This window comes from Methylobacterium brachiatum, assembly GCF_020523825.1.
GTDB classification, from domain to species: domain Bacteria; phylum Pseudomonadota; class Alphaproteobacteria; order Rhizobiales; family Beijerinckiaceae; genus Methylobacterium; species Methylobacterium brachiatum.
Genome location: NZ_JAJALK010000005.1, coordinates 1 through 19575 on the forward strand (window position 1 = coordinate 1; position 19575 = coordinate 19575).

Annotated in this window: 19 protein-coding genes; 10 read left to right on the forward strand and 9 right to left on the reverse strand. The window is 70.2% G+C overall.

The features are described from left to right. From LGR69_RS12740 to LGR69_RS12760, 5 genes are all read right to left on the reverse strand, one after another. On the reverse strand, positions 1-1856 hold a 1856-nt coding region (locus LGR69_RS12740), incomplete at its 3' end, for a methyl-accepting chemotaxis protein (protein ID WP_230366243.1). Between the two features lie 534 nt (positions 1857-2390). Further along, entirely contained in the window at positions 2391-3140 is a 750-nt protein-coding gene (locus LGR69_RS12745) for an HAD-IA family hydrolase (protein ID WP_230366244.1), read from the reverse strand. Then, positions 3134-3820 (reverse strand): ribulose-phosphate 3-epimerase, encoded by a 687-nt coding sequence (rpe, locus tag LGR69_RS12750; protein WP_230366513.1) that lies wholly within the window; start codon positions 3818-3820, stop codon positions 3134-3136. The genes LGR69_RS12745 and rpe overlap by 7 nt, the downstream gene beginning before the upstream one ends. 238 nt (positions 3821-4058) lie before the next feature. Next, positions 4059-4919, reverse strand: coding sequence for a phosphoribulokinase (locus LGR69_RS12755; protein ID WP_091863907.1), 861 nt, complete (start codon positions 4917-4919; stop codon positions 4059-4061). Between the two features lie 22 nt (positions 4920-4941). Then, positions 4942-5997: a class 1 fructose-bisphosphatase gene (locus LGR69_RS12760; protein ID WP_007565703.1), complete on the reverse strand. Its 1056-nt coding sequence runs from the start codon at positions 5995-5997 to the stop codon at positions 4942-4944. A 182-nt stretch (positions 5998-6179) separates the two neighbouring features. On the opposite strand from LGR69_RS12760, the gene LGR69_RS12765 reads away from it, so the two are divergent. Beyond that, positions 6180-7121, forward strand: a complete 942-nt coding sequence (locus LGR69_RS12765; RefSeq protein ID WP_007565705.1) for a LysR family transcriptional regulator — start codon at positions 6180-6182, stop codon at positions 7119-7121. Beyond that, positions 7118-8359, forward strand: coding sequence for an NAD(P)/FAD-dependent oxidoreductase (locus LGR69_RS12770; RefSeq protein WP_230366245.1), 1242 nt, complete (start codon positions 7118-7120; stop codon positions 8357-8359). Before LGR69_RS12765 ends, LGR69_RS12770 begins: the two co-directional genes overlap by 4 nt. A gap of 9 nt (positions 8360-8368) precedes the next feature. Here LGR69_RS12770 and LGR69_RS12775 read toward each other — a convergent pair whose 3' ends face one another. From LGR69_RS12775 to LGR69_RS12785, 3 genes are all read right to left on the reverse strand, one after another. Then, complete coding sequence (locus LGR69_RS12775; protein ID WP_230366246.1) at positions 8369-9613, reverse strand: MFS transporter; 1245 nt, start codon at positions 9611-9613, stop codon at positions 8369-8371. A 74-nt stretch (positions 9614-9687) separates the two neighbouring features. Then, on the reverse strand, positions 9688-10599 hold the full coding sequence (locus LGR69_RS12780) for an amino acid ABC transporter substrate-binding protein (RefSeq protein ID WP_230366514.1): 912 nt from the start codon (positions 10597-10599) through the stop codon (positions 9688-9690). A 177-nt stretch (positions 10600-10776) separates the two neighbouring features. After that, a complete protein-coding gene (locus tag LGR69_RS12785; protein WP_230366247.1) occupies positions 10777-11673 on the reverse strand; it encodes a LysR substrate-binding domain-containing protein in 897 nt (298 codons plus the stop codon). Between the two features lie 97 nt (positions 11674-11770). Here LGR69_RS12785 and LGR69_RS12790 point away from each other — a divergent pair, with 97 nt between their 5' ends. Together LGR69_RS12790 and LGR69_RS12795 are read left to right on the forward strand one after the other, a co-directional pair. Further along, positions 11771-12397: a glutathione S-transferase family protein gene (locus LGR69_RS12790; protein WP_230366248.1), complete on the forward strand. Its 627-nt coding sequence runs from the start codon at positions 11771-11773 to the stop codon at positions 12395-12397. Positions 12398-12405: 8 nt separating this feature from the next. Further along, positions 12406-13323 carry a pyridoxamine 5'-phosphate oxidase family protein gene (locus LGR69_RS12795; RefSeq protein ID WP_230366249.1) on the forward strand — a complete coding sequence of 306 codons (918 nt, stop codon included), beginning with the start codon at positions 12406-12408 and terminating at the stop codon, positions 13321-13323. A gap of 3 nt (positions 13324-13326) precedes the next feature. On the opposite strand, the gene LGR69_RS12800 is transcribed toward LGR69_RS12795, so the two are convergent. After that, the gene (locus tag LGR69_RS12800; RefSeq protein ID WP_230366250.1) at positions 13327-13977 is read right to left on the reverse strand and encodes a glutathione S-transferase family protein; all 651 of its coding nucleotides are present in this window, start codon (positions 13975-13977) and stop codon (positions 13327-13329) included. A gap of 240 nt (positions 13978-14217) precedes the next feature. On the opposite strand from LGR69_RS12800, the gene LGR69_RS12805 reads away from it, so the two are divergent. The 6 genes from LGR69_RS12805 to LGR69_RS12830 all read left to right on the forward strand — a co-directional run bounded on the left by LGR69_RS12805 (position 14218) and on the right by LGR69_RS12830 (position 19518). Further along, positions 14218-14598, forward strand: coding sequence for a response regulator (locus LGR69_RS12805; protein WP_007565721.1), 381 nt, complete (start codon positions 14218-14220; stop codon positions 14596-14598). Positions 14599-14689: 91 nt separating this feature from the next. Continuing rightward, complete coding sequence (locus tag LGR69_RS12810; protein ID WP_230366251.1) at positions 14690-16663, forward strand: AI-2E family transporter; 1974 nt, start codon at positions 14690-14692, stop codon at positions 16661-16663. 142 nt (positions 16664-16805) lie between these two features. Continuing rightward, positions 16806-18422 (forward strand): hybrid sensor histidine kinase/response regulator, encoded by a 1617-nt coding sequence (locus LGR69_RS12815; protein ID WP_039903438.1) that lies wholly within the window; start codon positions 16806-16808, stop codon positions 18420-18422. 17 nt (positions 18423-18439) lie between these two features. Further along, positions 18440-18754, forward strand: a complete 315-nt coding sequence (locus LGR69_RS12820) for a plasmid stabilization protein (protein WP_091863899.1) — start codon at positions 18440-18442, stop codon at positions 18752-18754. 129 nt (positions 18755-18883) lie between these two features. Continuing rightward, the gene (locus tag LGR69_RS12825; RefSeq protein WP_230366252.1) at positions 18884-19228 is read left to right on the forward strand and encodes a type II toxin-antitoxin system RelE/ParE family toxin; all 345 of its coding nucleotides are present in this window, start codon (positions 18884-18886) and stop codon (positions 19226-19228) included. Then, complete coding sequence (locus LGR69_RS12830; RefSeq protein WP_007565730.1) at positions 19225-19518, forward strand: helix-turn-helix domain-containing protein; 294 nt, start codon at positions 19225-19227, stop codon at positions 19516-19518. The genes LGR69_RS12825 and LGR69_RS12830 overlap by 4 nt, the downstream gene beginning before the upstream one ends. Positions 19519-19575: the final 57 nt, after the last annotated feature.

A 19575-nucleotide genomic window follows, 5' to 3' on the forward strand; every position in this document is an offset into this window, starting at 1 on the left:
TCCACCGCCGCCGCGATCGAGGCGGACACGGTGCTGATCTCCCGGATGCGGGCGGCGATCTGCCCGATCGCGGTCACGGCCTCGCCCGTCGCACCCTGCACCTGGCCGATCTGATGGCCGATCTCGTCGGTCGCCTTGGCGGTCTGGTCGGCCAGCGCCTTGACCTCGGATGCCACCACCGCGAAGCCCTTGCCCGCCTCCCCGGCCCGGGCCGCCTCGATCGTGGCGTTGAGCGCCAGCAGGTTGGTCTGCGCGGCGATGCCCGAGATCATGCCCACCACCTCGCCGATCTTGGCGACGCTCGCGCTCAGAGTCCGCACGAGCGCGGCGGTCTGGTCCGCCTCGCCCACCGCGGTCCGGGCCAGATCGGCCGAGCCCGAGACCTGACGGCCGATCTCCTGCACCGAGGCACCCAGCTCCTCGGCGGCCGCCGCCACCGTGTTCACGTTGGACGCGGCCTGCTCGGCGGCGGCCGCGACGGTGGTCGAGCGTTCCGCCGTGTCGGCCGCGGTGGACGCCATGGTCTGCGCGGTGGTCTGCAACGCCCCGGCCGAGGTCGAAAGCGTACCGACGATTCCGCTGGTGGCCTGCTCGAACACGTCGGCCATCTGGTGCATCGCCCCGCGGCGCTGCTCCTCGGCGACGCGCCGGGCCTCGGCGGTTTCCACCTCCAGGGCCTTGGTCCGGATCAGGTTGTCCTTGAACACCTGCACGGCCCCGGCCATGGACCCGAGCTCGTCCCGGCGATCGAGGCCGGGCACCTCCGTCCCGAGCTCTCCGTCGGCGAGGCGCCGCATGGCCGCCGCCAGGCCGACGATCCGCCGGACGACGCGGAACTGCACGATCAGGATCGCCAGCACGGCCAATCCGGCAGCGAACACGATCGCCGTGACGGCGATGGCGAGGTCCTGGCTGGCTTCGGCGGCGGCCGCCCGCGCCTTGTCGACGGCAGAGCCGATGACTGCGGCTGCCGCCTCCGAGACCGCCTTCTGGCGGCCGAAGATCCCTGCATCCCAGTCCGCGCTCGGAACCGAGATCTTGCGGCCGGCCGCGAAATCGGCCGCGACCGACGCCTGGACCTGGACCCATTGCGGATTGGCGTGGGCCGCCTTCGCGCGGGCATAGGCCTCCTTCACGGCGGCGTCGAAATCGCCGATCGCGATGACGCGCTCGGCGACCCGCCAGGCCGTGAGGGTCTCCGTCTCGGCGGCATTCAACCGGACCGCATCCGCGGGCGTGGGGAGACGACCGCTGGCCATGATCTCGCCGACCAGGGACGCGGTCCGGCCGCTGCTCGTCCGCGAGAGCCACGTCGCCGCCCGGGCATCGATGAAGCTGCCGAAGGCGGGGTCGAGCGCCTGGATCGTCCGTTCGGTCATGTCGGATGCGGCTTCGAGCTCGGCCAGGAAGCGGTCGCAGAGCTCGTCCAGCTTGATGCCCAGGGCCCGGTCCCGCGCCGCGACGGGCACATTGAAGGCCGCGTCCACGGCGGGACGCAACCGCCGCCACGCATCCACGAGACCCTGGAGGTCGACGCCCTTGGCCTTGAGGGCGCCGTCGCGCACGTCGCCCAGCTCGGCCAGGGCCGCGTTGACGGCCGTGTCGAACGCGGCGCGCCCCTCGAGGGCGGTCTGCCGGTGGAGGCGGAGGGCATCGGCTTCATCCAGAAGCGCGATCTTGGTCCATCCGCGCTCGGTCCGAAGCTGGTTGAGGCTGGCGAAGAGGTCGCGGTCGATCGCCATGTGCTGGGCGACCTGCGTCGCGATATCGGATTTCCTCCTGTTTCCACCGACCTGCAGGGCGGCCAGGACGATAGCCAGAAGTCCGACAAGCGAGACGATCGCCATGAGAAGCATGCGAATCGTTATTCTAGGCATGGTCGGCCGTCCGTCTCAGTAGATACCTTCGTATAAATCTAAGCTTATCTCATGTCTAGAATTTTGTGATCCAACTTTATTTTCAGCATCCGATAGTAATTATTGCCATATCGCAAAAACTTATCACTACGCCAATCGGGATACAACTTCATATAGAAACGCATCCGGGTAACCGGCATCCATGATTGATCGGATGGGGGCTGGAAACTTGTCGTCCGAGAGCCGGGCGGGGCTTTTCGCCCACCCTTGCTCTGCGATCCGGCGTCGCCGGGAACCCGCGCGGAACCAAGCTGAATCCGGGCGGCCTCACCTTCGGGCGTGCGGAAGCGCGCGGCAAAGCGGGTGATGACGGCTCGAAGCCGTGCCGGATGCTCGGGTCTCCCCCTGCCCCGCTACGATCCGGGCCTCCCGCTCGGCGGCCCATGCCGGAGATGACCGAACCGCTCGAGCGATCCCGGCCAAGCTCCGGGAGGCGTAAGCATCGCGCTCCGTGCAAGCCGACGGACTGCCGCCTCAGCGAAATCCCGCGTGCCAGTTCCTCAGCGCGGCCAGCGTCACCACCCGGTCCGGCCATTCCAGCCCGGCCAGGTGCCGGTGCGGGTGACCCGGCTCGCCGAGGTCGGAGAGTGCCGAGAAGGCGCCGTCGAGCCGATGGCTGTCGGTGTAGCGGCTTCGGGTCGCCAGGACCGGCAGGCCGGCGGCGCGGGCCGAGGCGATGCCGGGGGCGGAATCCTCGAAGGCCACCGCCTCCGAGGCCGGCACGCCGAGACGGTCGAGCGCCAGCAGGAAGACGTCGGGGGCGGGCTTCTTGCGGTCCGCCTCGTCGCCGGCCGCAATCACCGCGAAGGGCGTATCGGAGGCCGGAAAGTTCGCCGCCAGCAGCCGATCGACATTCGGCCGGCTGGTGGTGGTGGCGATGGCCAGCCGCAGGCCGCCAGCCCGGGCCTCGGCGATGAGCCGGGCGATCCCCGGGCGCAGGGGCAGCCCGGTCTCGGCCATCAGGTCGCCATACGCGATCGTCTTGCGGGCGTGGATTTCGGGCGCCTGCGCGTGGAAGGACGCGGCCTCGCCGGGATGGCGCGTATCGATGTAGTGGCTGAGCCGCTCCTTGCCGCCCATCACGGTGAGCAGGTCGGCGTAGAGCGCCGGGTCCCAGCGCCAGGGCAGGTCCAGCGCCGCGAAGGCGCGGTTGAAGGCCTGCCGGTGCAGGTCCTCGGTCTCGGCCAGCGTGCCGTCGACGTCGAAGATCAGCGCCCTCAGCACGAGAGGTCGCGGCCGGAGGCGCCCTCCGCGCCGGCCCGGATCGTCGCGATGCGCTCCGCATAGGCGTCGGGACCGCCGCTGAAGACCGCGTTGCCGGCCACGAACGTGTCGGCGCCGGCGCGGCTCGCCGCCTTCACGGTCTCGGCATCGATGCCGCCATCGACCTGGATGCGGATGTCGCGCCCGGCCACCATGGCGCGGATCCGTGCGACGCTCTCCATGGTACTCTTGAGGAATTTCTGGCCGCCGAAGCCGGGATTGACGGTCATCACCAGCACGAGATCGACCATGTCGAGCACCGGCTCGACCAGGGCGGCGGGGGTGCCGGGGTTGATCGCCACGCCGGCGCGCTTGCCGAGATCGCGGATGGTCTGGAGCGAGCGGTGGATATGCGGCCCGGCCTCGGCATGGACCGTGATCCCGTCGGCCCCGGCCTCCGCGAAGGCCGCGAGATACGGGTCGGCCGGCGCGATCATCAGGTGAACGTCGAAGAATTTTTGCGTGTGCGGTCGCAGCGCCTTCACCACGGGGGGGCCGAAGGTGATGTTGGGCACGAAATGCCCGTCCATCACGTCGAGATGGATCCAGTCGGCCCCGGCCGCGTCCACCGCGCGGGTCTCCTCCGCGAGGCGGGCGAAATCGGCGGACAGGATCGACGGAGCGATGACGGGAGGGAGCATCATGGATCTTTCGCAGGTGGTTTGACTCAGACGATGTTCGGCGCACGGGCCGATCCCACACAGACCCTCATCCTGAGGCGCCGGAGCGAAGCGGAGGCCTCGAAGGAGCCCTCCAGACCTCGCGCGGCCGGCTGGAGGGCTCCTTCGAGGCCCAGCGATCTTCGATCGCCGGGCACCTCAGGATGAGGGGGATGATTGGATCGGCGTTCCAGTTCGGTCTAACGGCCTCCTCCAACCCTCACGCCAGACGGCGGCGGCGTTCCACGAGTTGCATGATCATCGGCGTCAGGATCAGCTGCATGGCGAGGTCGAGCTTGCCGCCCGGGATCACGATGGAATTGGCCCGGCTCATGAAGCTGTCGTGGATCATCGACACGAGATAGGAGAAGTCGATCCCCTTCGGATCCTTGAACCGGATCACCACCATCGATTCGTCGGCGGTGGGGATCCAGCGGGCGATGAACGGGTTCGAGGTGTCGACGGTGGGAACCCGCTGGAAGTTGATGTCGGTGAACGAGAATTGCGGGCAGATGGTCTGCACGTAATCGGGCATCCGGCGCAGGATCACGTCGGTCACCGCATCCGTGGAATAGCCGCGGAACGAGCGGTCCCGGTGCAGCTTCTGGATCCATTCGAGGTTGATCACCGGCACGACGCCGATCTTCAGGTCCGCGTAGCGGGCGATGTCGACATCCGGGTCGGCCACGCAGCCGTGCAACCCCTCGTAGAACAGCAGGTCGGAATCCGGCGGGAACTCCTCCCAGGGGGAGAAGCTGCCCTCCGGAATGCCGTAGGCCCGGGCGTCGTGCTGGTCGTGGGCGTAGTGGCGGGTCCGGCCGGTGCCGCTCTCGGCGTAGCTGCGGAACACCGCCTCCAGCTCGGGCAGCAGGTTCGCCCGGGGCGCGAAATGCGACAGCGTCGGCTCGCGCGCCATCATGGCCCGCATCGTGTCCCGGTCGAAGGCGTGGAAGCCGTCGCCCTCGATGAACACCGCGCGCACGTCCTCCCGGCGGAAGATCTGCTCGAAGGTGTTGCGCACCGAGGTTGTGCCGGCCCCGGAGGAGCCGGTCACCGAGATGATGGGGTGCCGCGCCGACATGGTTTTGGACTTCGCGTTGCGTCTACGACCGCATCAGCCCGCGCTGGCCGAACAGCGGCGAGCGGCCGGCATCGGGCTTGCCGCCGGCATAGTAGGTGGCCACGCAATCGACCTCCTCGGTGGAGCCGCAGACCAGGGGCGCGCGCTCGTGGATCCCGGTGGCCACCAGGTCGAGGATGCGGGTCTGGCCGTCCGTCGCGGCCCCGCCGGCCTGCTCGACCAGCATCGCCACCGGGGCGACCTCGTAGAGCAGCCGCAGGCGGCCGCGGGCGTAGTTCTTGCGGGCGTCGCCCGGATACAGGAACACGCCGCCCCGGGTCAGCACGCGCTGGATGTCGGCCACCAGGGAGGCGAGCCAGCGCATGTTGTAATCCTTGTCGCGCGGCCCCTCGGTGCCGCGCTGGCAATCCTCGATATAGGCCTTCACGGGGGCGTCCCAGTGCCGGGCGTTGGAGGCGTTGATCGCGTATTCCTTGGCCGAGGCCGGGACCGACATGGCCGGGCTGGTCAGGCGGAACACGCCCTCGGCGCGGTCGAGGACGTAGGATTGCGTGCCGTCGCCCAGGGTCAGGATCAGCGCGGTGGCCGGGCCGTAGGTCACGAAGCCGGCGGCGATCTGGGCGGTGCCGGGGGTCGTGAACGAGGCCAGCGGGTTGGCCGGATCCTTGATCGACGGGCGGATGCCGAAGATCATCCCCACCGCCATGTTGACGCCGATGTTCGACGAGCCGTCGAGCGGGTCGATGGCCACCGCCAGCGGCGCGTCCGGGTTCAGCCGCATCACCTCCTCGGCCTCCTCGGAGGCGACCTCGGCCACGGGGGCGCCCTGCAGGGCGGCGGTCACGCTCTCGTGCGCGATCACGTCGAGCGCCTTCTGCACGTCGCCGTCGCTGTTGTGATCGCCCGCCGCCGCGAGGTCGCCGCCGAGCGCACCGCGCCCGATCAGGGCGCTGATCTCCACCGCCGAGCCCGCGATCGCACGGATCACCGCGGCGGCATCCTTCAACGCCGGGTTGGCCTCGACCGCCTGCGCCAGGCAGGTCTCGAGAGGCGTCCCGATCGCTGCTGAAATTGCCATCGGCCTATCTCTCCTGCTGGGATCCCGCCTGCCGGGATCGCGCGTTCCGCGCCGGGTCTGTAGCGACCCCTCTATCACCATGATAGCGGGCGGCGCGCCCCGATCGACAAGAACCGGAGACGCCACGCTCAAGATTTCTGGGGGATCTTGTGTCATAGGACAAAAAAAACGAGACCTCCGCCATGCGCAATCTCTCCCTCAAGCAGCTCCAGGCGGTGGCGGCGGTGGCCCGCCTGGGTACCATGACCCGGGCGGCCCAGGAGCTGAACGTCACCTCGGCCGCGCTCTACGCGCGCATCCGGCAGCTCGAGGAGGAGGCCGGCCTGCTGCTGTTCGACCGGACGCCGGGCGGCCTCAAGCCCACCGATGCCGGCCGCGAGATGCTCTGGGCGATCGACAGCATCAACACCGTGCTGGAGACCTGCACCGACCGGCTGCGGACCCTGCGCGGCGCGGAAGGCGGGCGCGTCGCACTGGGCGTCGTCTCCACCGCCAAGTACTTCGCGCCCCAGGTGATCGCTGGCTTCGTCAAGAAGCATCCGGGCGTCGAGATCAGCCTGTCGGTGCGCAACCGCGGCCAGACCGTCGAGGCCCTGCGCGGCTACGAGATCGACTTCGCCGTGATGGGCCGCCCGCCCCGGGACTTCCCGATCGAGGCCGCGACCTTCGGCCCGCACCCGCTGGTGCTGGTGGCCGCTCCCAGCCACCCCCTCGCCGGCCGGACCGGCCTGTCCCGCGAAGACCTGGCCGACCAGCCGTTCTTCTTCCGCGAAGAGGGCTCCGGCACGCGCACGGTCTTCGAGGAGTTCATGAGCGGCATCCTGGTCAAGCGCGCGCTCCTCGACATCGATACCGGCTCCAACGAGACGATCAAGCAATCGGTGATGGCCGGGCTCGGGATCGCGCTCCTGTCGGTGCATTCCGTGGCGGCCGAGGTCGAGAGCGGCCGCCTCGCCCTTCTCGACGTCAAGGGCCTGCCGATCCGGCGCGACTGGTACGCGGTGCGCCGGGCCGACAAGGTGCTGGGGCCGGCGGCCTCCGCGGTCTGGTCCTACCTGATGAGCGACGGCGCCCGCATGCTGCCGGGCGTGGCGCTGCCGGACGCCGCCGGAGCCAAGGCATGAGCGCGGCCGGCATCGTCGTGGCCGGCGCCGGCCAGGCGGGCTTCCAGCTGGCCGCCTCCCTGCGCGAGGGCGGCTTCCGGGACCCGATCACCCTGGTCGGCGACGAGACCGCCCTGCCCTACCAGCGACCGCCCCTGTCCAAGGCCTATCTCGCCGGCAAGACCGACGCGGAGGGCCTGTTCCTGCGCCAGCCCGGCTTCTTCGCCGAGCACGCCATCGCCCACCGGCCGGGGATCCGGGCCGTCGCGATCGACCGGGCCGGGCGGCGCCTGCATCTCTCGGACGGCCAGAGCCTCGCCTACGACCACCTCGTTCTGGCCACCGGCGCCCGCAACCGGCCGCTGCCGGTGCCGGGGGCCGATTTCCCGAACGTGCGCCAATTGCGCGGCCTCGCAGACGCCGACGCGCTCCGGACGGCGCTCGGCGAGGCCAGGGCGATCGTGGTGATCGGCGCCGGCTTCATCGGGCTGGAATTCGCCGCCGTGGCCGCCGCCCGGGGCCTGTCGGTGACCGTCGTGGAGGCGGCCGACCGGCCGATGGCCCGGGCGGTCTCGCCGGAGATCGCGCAGTTCTTCCGCAGCGCCCATGAGGCGATGGGCGTGCGCTTCGCGTTCGGGGCCGGCGTGACAGCGGTCACCGGACGGGACGGCCGCGCCACCGGCATCACCCTGGCCGATGGAAGGGAGCTGCCCGCCGACTTCATCCTGATCGGCATCGGCGTGCTGCCGAACCGGGAGCTCGCCGCGGAGGCCGGTCTTCCGGCGGAGGACGGGGTGCGGGTCGACGCGTTCCTGGCGACGCCCGATCCGGCGATCTCGGCGATCGGCGATTGCGTCCGCTTCCCGAGCCCGTTCGCCCACGGGCTCAGCCCCGACGGCACCGTGCGGATCGAGTCGGTGCAGAACGCCATCGACCAGGGCCGCTGCCTCGCCGCGCGGCTCAACGGCAAGCCGGCGGCCTACGGGGCGCTGCCGTGGTTCTGGAGCGATCAGGGTCCGCACAAGCTGCAGATCGCCGGCCTGTCCGGGCCCGGCGATGCCAGCGTGGTCCGGGGCTCGGGCCCGGCATTCTCGGTGTTCCGCTTCCGAGACGGGGCCTTGAGCGCCGTGGAATCGGTCGACCGGGCCGCCGACCACATGATCGCCCGGCGCCTGCTGGCGGCGGGCACGCGGCTCACCCCCGAGCAGGCGGCCGATCCCGGCTTCGACCTCAAGGCGCTGGCGATGGCGCGGCCCTGACCGGCCCGGTCAATCCGAGAAGGCGATCTTCGGGCCCGGCCGCTGGAGAGCCGCCGCGGTGGCGATCCCGAGGGCCAGGATCGTGACCGCGCAGGCGGCGAGCGCCCCGAACTGCCCGAGCTGCATCAGCGCCTGGCCCAGGACCGCGACCCCGAGCGCCTGACCGCAGAAGAACGAGAAGGCGTGCAGCGCCACCGCGGAGGCGCGGGCGGTCGGCGCGACCTCGGTCACCTGGGTCTGGAAGGTGTTGTGCAGCATGTAGAAGCCGAGCCCCATGGCGGTGAGCGCCGCGCAATCGACCTGCCAGCTTCCGGCCAGCCCGACCACGGTGAGCGCGGCGCCGCAGATCAGCCCGCCGCCGATCAGCATCCGGGGCATGCCGAGCAGCCGCACCAGCAGGCCGACCAGGGCCGAGTAGAGCAGGCCGCCGATGGCGAAGCCCGCGAGCACCAGGCCGGCCTCGCGCGGGCCGCCCTCGCCGCGGGCCTCGATCAGCGGGGCGAGATGCGGGAACACGCCGAAGATCGCGATCGCCTCGATGAACACCGCCGAGAACAGGATCCGGGCGCGCGGATTGGCCAGGATGGTGCGGTAGCGCCGCACCGCCTGCCCGAAGGCCGGGCGGCGGGCGGGGGCGCGGCCGGTGCGGTCGAAGCCGAACACCGTCGCGGCACAGGCGATGGCGGCGACCAGCGCGGTCACGGCGAACACGCCCCGCCAGCCGATCGCGACCTCGATCAGCCCCGCGAAGGTCGAGCCGGTGAGCTGCCCGAGGATCGCCGCCACCAGGAAGCGGCCGATCGCCACCTGCCGCCGGTCCATCGGCACCCGGTCGCCCAGCAGCGCCAGCGACAGCGGGATGCAGCCGCCCGCCGCCGCCCCCGCCAGCATCCGCAGGCCGAACAGGGCGCCGATATTGGGGGCCAGGCTGCACAGGACGAGGGCGCCCGCGAGCACCGCCAGGCAGACGCTCATCACCCGCTCCTTGCCGAGCGCGTCGCCCACCGGGCCGAGCACCGGCTGGATGAAGGCGTAAGGGAGCGCGAAGGCGGTGGAGAGCAGCGCGACCGTATGCGCGTCGCTGCCGAGGTCCCGAGCCAGCACGCCGACCAGGGGCTCGACCGAGCGCAGCGCGAAGGTGCTGCCGAACCCCGCGCAGGCCAGAACGACGATCAGGCGCGGGATCGAGCCGGCAGCCGGCTCCGGCGCGCGGGTCGCGGGCGGCGTGAGGGCCGGCTCTTGGCGGTCGAGCATGGGGCGGATTCGCAAGGCGGGCGGAACTCGATGCGGCATCGCATCTCCTTGGCCGTAGCGGAACCCCACCGGGATCAGTGCACGTAGAAGGCCGGGTCCGAATTGTCGCTCGGATGCTCGAACGCCCACCGGAGCGCCGAGGACAGGGGGATGTTGTAGGTTAGCCCCCGCGGTGGCACCGGCTTGAGGAACCAGGTCTCGTAGATCGTCATGATCGCGGGGCTGCGGTAGAGATCCGCGGTGGCCTTATCGACCACCGCCTTGAAGGCCGGGTCGTCCCGGCGCAGCATGATCCCGTAGGGCTCCGGATCGGACAGGGTCTCCTGGCTGATCACGTAGGCCGCCGGATCCTTCGACTGGGCCGCCACGACGCTGAGTTGCACGTCGTCCATCACGAAGGCCGCCGCCCGGCCGGTCTCGACCATCAGGAAGGCTTCCGGCACATCCTTGGCGGCGATCACCGTGATGCCGAGCTTGCGCTCGTTGTTGGCCTTGATCAGCATCAGGATGTTGGTCGAGCCGGCCACCGACGAGACCACCTTGCCGCGCAGATCATCCAGGCTGGCGAACTTCTGGTCCTTCCGGGACACGAACCGGGTCGCCGTGAGGAAGTGGGTGTTGGTGAAGGCGACCTGCTTCTTGCGCTCGGCGTTGTTGGTCGTGGTGCCGCATTCGAGATCGGTGGTGTTGTTGGTCATCAGCGGGATGCGGGACGAGGAATTCACGAATTCCATCGCGACCTCGAGCCCCGGCATCTTCAATTCACGCTTCACGGCGTCGGCGATCGCCCGGCAGATATCGACCGCGAAGCCGACCACCTTCTGGTTCTGGTCCAGGTAGCTGAACGGCGGCGAGCTATCGCGCACGCCGAGCACGAGCCGGTTGCTGTCCTTGATCTTCTTGAGGGTGCCGGTCAGCGGGTCGGCCTGCGCCGCCGGGGGTAGGATCGCGAGCAGCACGGCGAGGATCGGGGTGAGCAGGCGCATGGGCTGGCGGGCTCCGGGATCGTGCATCGGGGCGCCGTCCGAGCTGGCCGGCGGGGTGCCCGACCGCGTGCCGGAACGGGCGCCCGTCCATCCCTCAGCAAGAGTCCGGCCGTGACAATGCCGAACGGCGGGCCGAAGACCCGTTTCCGATCACATCGGGCCGACCGATGTCGGTTATCACCCGGATTCAGCCGCGTGCAGCACCGGCAATGTCCGCAGGGCCTCGGTGGCGTAATCGAGGAAGGCGTTCACCCGGGCGGGCCGGAGCCCCTGGCTCGGGGTCACGAGTTGGACCGGCATCGGCGGTGGTTCGTGGGCCGCGAGCAGGCGCACGAGGCGACCGGCGGCGATGTCCTCGGCGGTCTGGTAAGAGAGCACCCGGGCGATGCCCCGCCCGGCTCGGGCCGCGATCAGCGCCGCCTCGATCTCGTTGACGATCAGCCGTGGTGCCAGGCGCACGCGGTTGGCCCCGAAGCGCCATTCGCGCAGATTGGCCCGGACCATGCCCAGGATCGTGTCGTGGTCGCTCAAGTCGGCAGGCGTCCGGGGCGTGCCCCGTGCCGCGAGGTAGCTCGGGCTCGCCACCACGACCTCGCGCACCTGCCCGACCCGCCGCGCCACGAGGCGGGATTCCGCCAGCTGCCCGATCCGCAGAGCGACGTCGATGCCCTCCTCCACCAGGTCGAGGTTGCGGTCGGCGAGCACCAGCTCGACCTGTGCCTCCGCGTAGGCGTCGAGGAAGCCCGACACGATCGGCGCGACGTGCTTGCGCCCGAACAGGACCGGGGCCGTGACCCGCACCAGGCCGCGCACCGCGTCGCCCGCCGCCCCGGAGACGGCCGCCTCGTAGCCGGCGAGCAGACTGCGCGCCCGCTCGGCCAGTTCGAGCCCCGCCGGGGTCGGGGCGAGGCGCCGGGTCGTGCGCTCCACCAGCCGGGTCCCGGCCCGCGTCTCCAGGCTCGCCAAGGCTCGGGTCGCGGCGGCGGCCGAGCGGCGCGACCGGCGCGCAGCCCCGGCGAGGCTGCCGACATCGATGATCGCGACGAAGAGGGCGAGCTCGTCCAGCCGGTCCATGGATCATTTCAGAAACTGAAATTCTAACTGCCACAGGTTCCGGATTATCGCCGCACTTTGCAAGAGCCATATTCGGGCCTCTCTGGAGACCCCGACCATGTCCGACCCCGATCTGACCCTCTACGGCCTGCGCCTCTCGGGCCATTCGCACCGCGCGGAACTGTTCCTGTCCCTGCTGGGGCTGCCCTATCGCTTCGTCGAGGTGGCCAGCGCGGAGCAGCGCGCGGATTCCGCATTCCGGCGCCTCAACCCGCTGGGCCAGATCCCGGTCCTGACCGATGGCGCGGCGGTGATCCCCGACAGCAACGCGATCCTGGTCTACCTGGCCGCGCGCTACGCGCCGGAGAACGGCTGGATGCCGGCCGATCCGTTGGCCGCCGCGGAAGTCCAGCGCTGGCTCTCGATCGCCGCCGGCGAGGTCCGCACCGGGCCCGCCCTGGCCCGGCTGATGGTGGTGTTCGGCGCGACCGCCGACCGGGCGGCGGTCCACGCGACCGCGGCCCGGATCCTCACCTTCATGGACGGGCATCTGGCCGAGCGCCGGTATCTCGCCGCCGAGCGGGCGACGCTCGCCGACATCGCCTGCTATTCCTACGTCGCCCACGCCCCCGAGGGCGGCGTCTCCCTCGCGCCCTACCCGGCCGTGCGGGCCTGGATCGCCCGGGTGGAGGCCCTGCCGGGCTTCATCCCGATGCCGGCCTCTGCCATCCCCGAACAGGCGTGAGGTGCGCCATGGCCGATTTCCACGCAGACGAACTCATCGCCCAGGCCCATGCCGGGCACATCCTGGGCGGGACCCCGGCGATCCGGCCGTTCATGCCCGATCAGCACCGCCTGTTCTTTGCGGGGCTCCCCTATCTCCTGATCGGGACCGCGGACGCCGCCGGCGCGCCGGTCGCGACACTCCTGACCGGGCCGCCCGGCTTCGTGCACAGCCCGGACGCGACGCATCTCGCCATCACGGCAGCGCTCCACCCTGCCGACCCGGCGGCCGAGTTCCTCAAGCCGGGTGCCGAGGCCGGGATCCTCGGCATCGATCTGGCGACCCGGCGGCGCAACCGCGCCAACGGCCGCGTCGTGAGCCGCGACCGGGGCGGCCTGACCGTGGCGGTCGACCAGAGCTTCGGCAATTGTCCGCAATACATCCAGCGGCGCGCGGTCGAGCCGGTGCGGCGCGAGCCGGGCCCGACCGAGATCCTGTCGGCCCTGGATCCGGAAGCCGGAGCGCTGATCGATGCCGCCGACACGCTGTTCGTGGCGACCCGGTCGCGGGACGGCCTTCGGGAGGGCGGCGCCGACATCTCGCATCGGGGCGGGCGGCCGGGCTTCGTCCGGCGCCGCGGCGACGTGCTGACGGTGCCGGATTTCTCCGGCAACCTTTACTTCAACACCCTGGGCAACCTGATCGGCGAGCCGCGGGCGGCGCTTCTGTTCCTCGACTTCACCAGGGGCGACCTGCTGGTCCTGCAGGGGCGCACCGAGATCGACTGGACGGGCGCGACGGGTCTCCTCGGCGCGCAGCGCTCCTGGTCCTTCACGGTGACGGGAGGCTGGCGGCGCCGGGCTTCCGTTCCCCTGCGCTGGAGCGCGCCCGAGCCGGCGCCGCAACTCGCGCGCACCGGCATCTGGGCCGAGGCCGAGCGGGTCTGATCGTCAGGCCGCGCCGGCAGCCGCAGCCTCGTGTTCCTGGGCGAGCTTCGCATCCGCGGCCGCGACGGTCTGGAAAGCCGGGCGGCCGCGGACACGGGCGACATAGGCGGACAGAACCGGATCGGGCGCGACCAGGCCGAAGCCCATCGTCCAGCCGAGCGCGCTGCCCCACAGGATGTCGGCGGCGCTGAAGCGCTCGCCCAGCAGGTACGGGCCCGGCTTCAGCGCCTCGGTGATGCACGCGATGACGCTGTCGTAATCGGCATACGCCGACATGGCCCGCGGCCCGGGCTCGCGCTTGAGATGGCGATCGATGAGGGCGGGCTCGAAGCAGGAGCCGTAGAAGACCATCCAGCGCAGATACGTCCCCCGGGCGGGATCGGTGAGGGCGGGCGCGAGGCCGGCCTCGGGGAACAGGTCGGCCAGATACAGGTAGACCGCCGCCTGCTCGGTCACCAGCGCCTCGCCGTGGCGGATCGCCGGCACCTTCGCCATCGGGTTGATCGCGCGATAGGTGTCTCCCAGATGCTCGCCCGCCCGCATGTTGAGCACGTGCAGGCGATGCGGCGCGCCCAGTTCCTCCAACAGCACGCGGACACCGGTCGAGCGCGTATTGGGCGCGTGATAGAACGCGATCTCCGGCGTAAGCGTCATGGATGATCCTCCAGAATTCTCTGACTCGCGGCGCGACACGCTTCGTCCCGCGGGCGAGGCGGGTCAATCGTGCAGCGCGCCGATCCGACCCGGCAGAACATCCCGGCGTGGCCGATTCCGTTCTGTACGGGGACCTCTCTTCCGCAGGGACCGGAATCGCGGCAGGGACGTTGGGCGTTTGTGCGTTGCCGCGCGTTGGGCTGCCGGCCGGCTCAGCGCGACCCGGGGATTCGAGTTCTGATGGCGAAGATACTGTTGGTCGAGGACCATGAAGAGATCTGGGACTTCCTGTCCCGACGCCTCAAGCGCCGCGGCTACGAGGTGATCCTGGCCCATGACGGCGAGGCCGGCGTCCAGCAGGCCCGGTCGGGCCAGCCCGACGTGATCCTGCTCGACATGAACCTGCCGATCCTCGACGGCTGGTCGGCGGCGCGGGCGCTGAAATCCGGATCCGACACGCGGGCGATCCCGATCATCGCGCTCACCGCCCACGCCATGTCCGGGGACCGGGACAAGGCGATCCAGGCGGGCTGCGACGACTACCATCCCAAGCCAGTCGATTTCTCCAAGCTGCTCAGCCAGATCAGCGCCGCCCTGGGCGAGACCGCGCAAGCGGGCTGAGCTCGGCCGGCACGGCAGGCTCCCCGATCCGGACCGCACCGCTTCCGCGGGCGGCCATGTCCCAGAGTTCGATCAAGAGTGGAGCGTATCCGTGAGCGAGGATCCCGTCACCGCCCAGCGCCTCAAGCAGGGCCTGCCGGTCATCGTCGCGCTGGCTTCGACGCTCCTCGTCGTTTCGATCATGGCGGCCCTGTATCTCGGGCGCGAGATCCTGGTGCCGGTGACGCTGGCGATCCTGCTGAGCTTCGTCCTGGTGCCGGCGGTGCGGGTGCTCCGGCGGATCCGCGTGCCGCGAGCGGCGGCGGTCCTGCTGGTCGTCGTGATCGTGTTCGGAGCCCTGTTCGGGATCGGCAGCCTCATCGCCACCGAGGCGTCGCAGCTCGCCTCCGACCTGCCGCGCTACACCCAGGTGATGCGCACCAAGATCAAGGACCTGCGCGGCGCCACCGCGGGAGCCGGGACGCTGTCGCGGATGGTGGACATGGTCCAGGACCTGAGCGCCACGCTGCAGCCGCCCCCGGCCATCGAGGTCAAGGGCGAGCCGGGAACCCGCACGCACCCGCTCACCGTCGAGATCAGCCCCGCCCGGGCGAGCGTCGTCGAGACGTTTCAGACCTTCGCGGGCCCGATCCTGCACCCGCTGGCCACCACCGGGCTGATCCTGATCTTCACGATCTTCATCCTGCTTCAGCGCGAGGATTTGCGGAACCGGGCGATCCGGCTGGCGGGCGGCTCGGGGGACCTGCGCCGGGTCACGGCGGCGATCGACGACGCGACCAGCCGGCTCAGCCGGTTCTTCCTGGCCCAGCTCGCCCTCAACATCGCCTTCGGAGTGGTGATCGGGGTCGGCCTCTGGCTGATCGGCGTGCCGAGCCCGACGCTGTTCGGCGTGCTCGCCGCGATCCTGCGCTTCGTCCCCTATATCGGCGCCGCGATCAGCGCCCTGCTGCCGCTGATCCTCGCCGCCGCGGTCGATCCCGGCTGGACCATGGTGATCGCCACCGCGGCCCTGTTCCTGGTGGTCGAGCCGATCGCCGGCCACGTGATCGAGCCGCTGCTCTACGGCCACTCGACCGGGCTGTCGCCGATCGCCGTGATCCTGGCGGCCACGATCTGGACCTTCCTGTGGGGGCCGATCGGCCTGGTGCTGGCCACCCCGCTCACCGTCTGCCTGGTCGTGCTCGGCCGGCATGTCGAGCGGCTCTGGTATCTCGACGTGCTGCTCGGCGACCGGCCGGCCCTGGCGCCGCCGGAGATTTTCTACCAGCGCATGCTCGCGGGCGACCCGGCCGAGGCGATCGACCAGGGCTGGCAGTTCCTCAAGGAGCGCGCCCTCGTCACCTATTACGATGAGGTGGCGCTTGCCGGCCTGCTGCTCGCGCAGGAGGACCTCTCACGCGGCACCCTGGACCGCGCCCGCCAGGACGAGGTCGGCGCCGCGATTCGCACCGTGGTGGGGCGGCTCGGGACCGCGCCGGTGGCGCGGCGGACCTGGCGCGGATCGGCGCGCTCGCCCGACACCGAGACCGCCGCGGCTCTGGCGGCCATCGGTCCGGACCGGCAGGTGGCCGGCATCGTGCTCGCCCGCGAGGATCTGGCGCCGGCCTGGCGCAGCGAGACGCCGGTCCTGTGCGTGTCGAGCCGCGGCCCGTTCGACGAGGCGGCGACGCTGATGCTCAGCCAGATCCTGGCCCGGCACGGGCTCGCCTCGCAGACCCTGTCGATGGCCGCGATCCGCGCCGGCGAGCGGCCGGAGAAGCCGGAGGGCCTCGCGCTGATCTGCTTCTCCTATCTGGAGCCGGTCAGCCTGTCGCAGATCCGCTTCACCGTGCGGCAGGCCCGCGCAGCGGTGCCGGGCGTGCGCATCCTGGTGGGCTTCTGGCGCGAGCGCGACCCGGCCACCCTGGACCGCCTCCGCCGGGCGACCTCGGCGGATTTTCTGGTCACCTCGCTGAACGAGGCGCTCTCGGCAGTCCTCACCGCCTGCCGCGAGCCGGCGCCGACGCGGGTCGCCGCGGCGCCCGTGAAGGCCTTGCCCGGCCCGGCCCGGACGGCGGCGGCCTAGCCGGCCCACGACTGCGCCTCGCGCGGCAAGCGCGACATTGGCGCCGTCGACAACGTCGATGGGCCCCCTAGAGTCGCTGCCGGATGTCGGTCGCCACCGACATCCGCTCCGTCCAAGTCCGAAAGAATCAAGACCGCGCGGCATGTCCGACTCTCCCGAAAAACCCCCGATCGGACCGAGCGCCGTGGTCCAGGACGGCGCGGCCAGCGACGTTTCCGACCGCACCAGCGACATCTTCTTCGCCGCGGTGGAAACCACCCGGATGCCGATGATCGTCACCGATCCGCGCCAGCCGGACAACCCGATCATCTTCGCCAACCGCGCGTTCCTGGCGATGACCGGCTACACGCCGGAGGAGCTCGTCGGGCGCAATTGCCGGTTCCTGCAGGGGCCCGAGACCGACCGCGAGACCGTCGACCAGATCCGCACGGCGATCGCCGAGAAGCGCGAATTCGCGACCGAGATCCTGAACTACCGCAAGAACGGCTCGAGCTTCTGGAACGCCCTGTTCGTCTCGCCGGTGTACAATTCGGCCGGCGAGCTGGTGTATTTCTTCGGCTCGCAGCTCGACGTCTCGCGCCGCCGCGACGCCGAGGAGGCGCTGGGCCAGGCGCAGAAGATGGAGGCGCTGGGCCAGCTCACCGGCGGCATCGCGCACGATTTCAACAACCTGCTGCAGGTGATCGTCGGCTATGTCGATATCCTGGCTTCCGGTCTGGAGAAGCCGGATGCCGACCGCGCCCGGCTGGGGCGCGCCACCGACAACATCCGCCAGGCGGCCGAGCGCGCGACGACGCTGACGCAGCAGCTCCTGGCCTTCGCCCGCAAGCAGCGGCTGGACGGGCGCGCGGTCAACCTCAACACGCTGATCGAGGGGATGCGCGAGATGGTCGCCCGCTCGGTGGGCGAGGTGGTGACGATCGAGCTGGATCTCGCCCAGGACCTGTGGAACTGCCGCGTCGACCCGACCCAGGCCGAGGTCGCGATCCTCAACGTGCTGATCAACGCCCGCGACGCGATGCCGGAGGGCGGCACCGTCCGGATTACGACGAAGAACACCGAGGTCGTATCGAGCGGCGAGATCGGGCCGCTCCGCCCCGGCCGCTACGTCAGCATCGCCATCCAGGATACCGGCACCGGCATCCCGCCCGCCGTGCTCGCCCGGGTGATGGACCCGTTCTTCACCACCAAGGAGGAGGGCAAGGGCACCGGCCTCGGCCTGTCGATGGTCTACGGCTTCGCCAAGCAATCGGGGGGCGCCGCCCAGATCGAGTCCGCGGTCGGCGCCGGCACGACCGTGCGCCTGTCCTTCCCGGCAACGGATGGCGACGCGCACGCCCCGTCCAAGGTCTCGCACCGGGCGGTGGACCGCCAGGGCACCGAGACGATCCTGATCGTCGACGACCGCGAGGACGTGGCCGAGCTCGCCCGCACCATCCTGCGGGATTTCGGCTACACCACCCTGATGGCCGGCAATGCCCGCGAGGCCCTCGAGATTCTCGATTCCAGCGAGCGCATCGACCTGCTGTTCACCGACCTGATCATGCCCGGCGGCATGAACGGCGTGCTGCTCGCCCGGGAAGCGCGCCGCCGCCAACCCAAGCTCAAGGTCCTGCTCGCCACGGGCTACGCGGAGGCGAGTTTGGAGCGAACCGATATCGGCGGTTCGGAGTTTGACCTTCTCAACAAGCCTTACCGGCGCACGGAACTGGTCCGCCGCGTGCGGGCGATCCTCGACGGTCCGACCGGCGTAGGCTGAGCGTGAGGAGAGGCGCGATGGCGCAGGGAGACAAGGCGAAATACACCGACAAGCAGAAGCGCAAGGCCGAGCACATCGCCGAGTCCTACGAGGCGCGCGGCGTGCCGGAGAAGGAGGCGGAATCCCGCGCCTGGGCCACCGTCAACAAGGACGACGGCGGCGGCAAGAAGCCGGGCGGCTCGGGCCGCGGCAAGGATACGGGACACCCGGCGGCCCACAAGGGCGGCGCCACGGGCGGCAAGGCCGCCGCCAGCCGGACACCGGAACAGCGCTCGGCCTCGGCCAAGAAGGCCGCCGCGACGCGCAAGGCGAATGCCGCGGCGAGCGCGTGATGGCCTGAAGTGAGCCGAAGGGTCAGCGGCTCATTCTGAATGTCTGGAACCAGCCAAACCGGGCACGAAATTGCTTGACGGATTTGTACCGTATACGGCACTGTGTACCGCGTACGGTACGGACCGTCAGTGACGCAGAAAAAAGTTCCCGCTTCATTCTACAGGACGACCACTGGCACCGAACCGGTGCGAGACTGGATCCTTAGCCTGTCGGCTGACGACCGGAAGATTGTCGGTACTGACATCGCGATCGTCGAGTTCGGCTGGCCTGTCGGGATGCCGACCTGCAAATCGCTCGGCAATGGGCTTTGGGAGGTCCGCAGCGATCTGACCGGTGGGAAGATTGGGCGAGTCATCTTCGTCATGCATCAGGGTCAGATGGTCCTACTGCACGGGTTCGTGAAGAAGGCGCAGAAGACCCCGTTGTCCGACATCCGTATCGCCACCAAGCGCCAGAAAGAGCTTCAGCGATGAGCGAACGCATCGGATCTTCTTTTGAGAGCTTCCTCAACGAAACGGGAAGCAAGGAAGACATCTACGCGGCGGCAACCAAGCGTGTTCTGGCATGGCAGATCGAGCAGGCCATGGAAGCGCAGAACATGTCCAAAACGCAGATGGCGAAGAAGATGAAAACCAGCCGTAGCCAGCTCGACCGGCTGCTCGATCCAACAAATATGGCTGTCCAGATTGATACCATCCAAAAAGCGGCAGAGGCTGTTGGACGAAAGCTGGTGATCGAGCTGCGCGAACCAGCGCCGGTCTAAATCTTTCTGCAAGCGGCGTGAAACAGACAGCGCCCCGCGCCGGATCTCACCCCGATC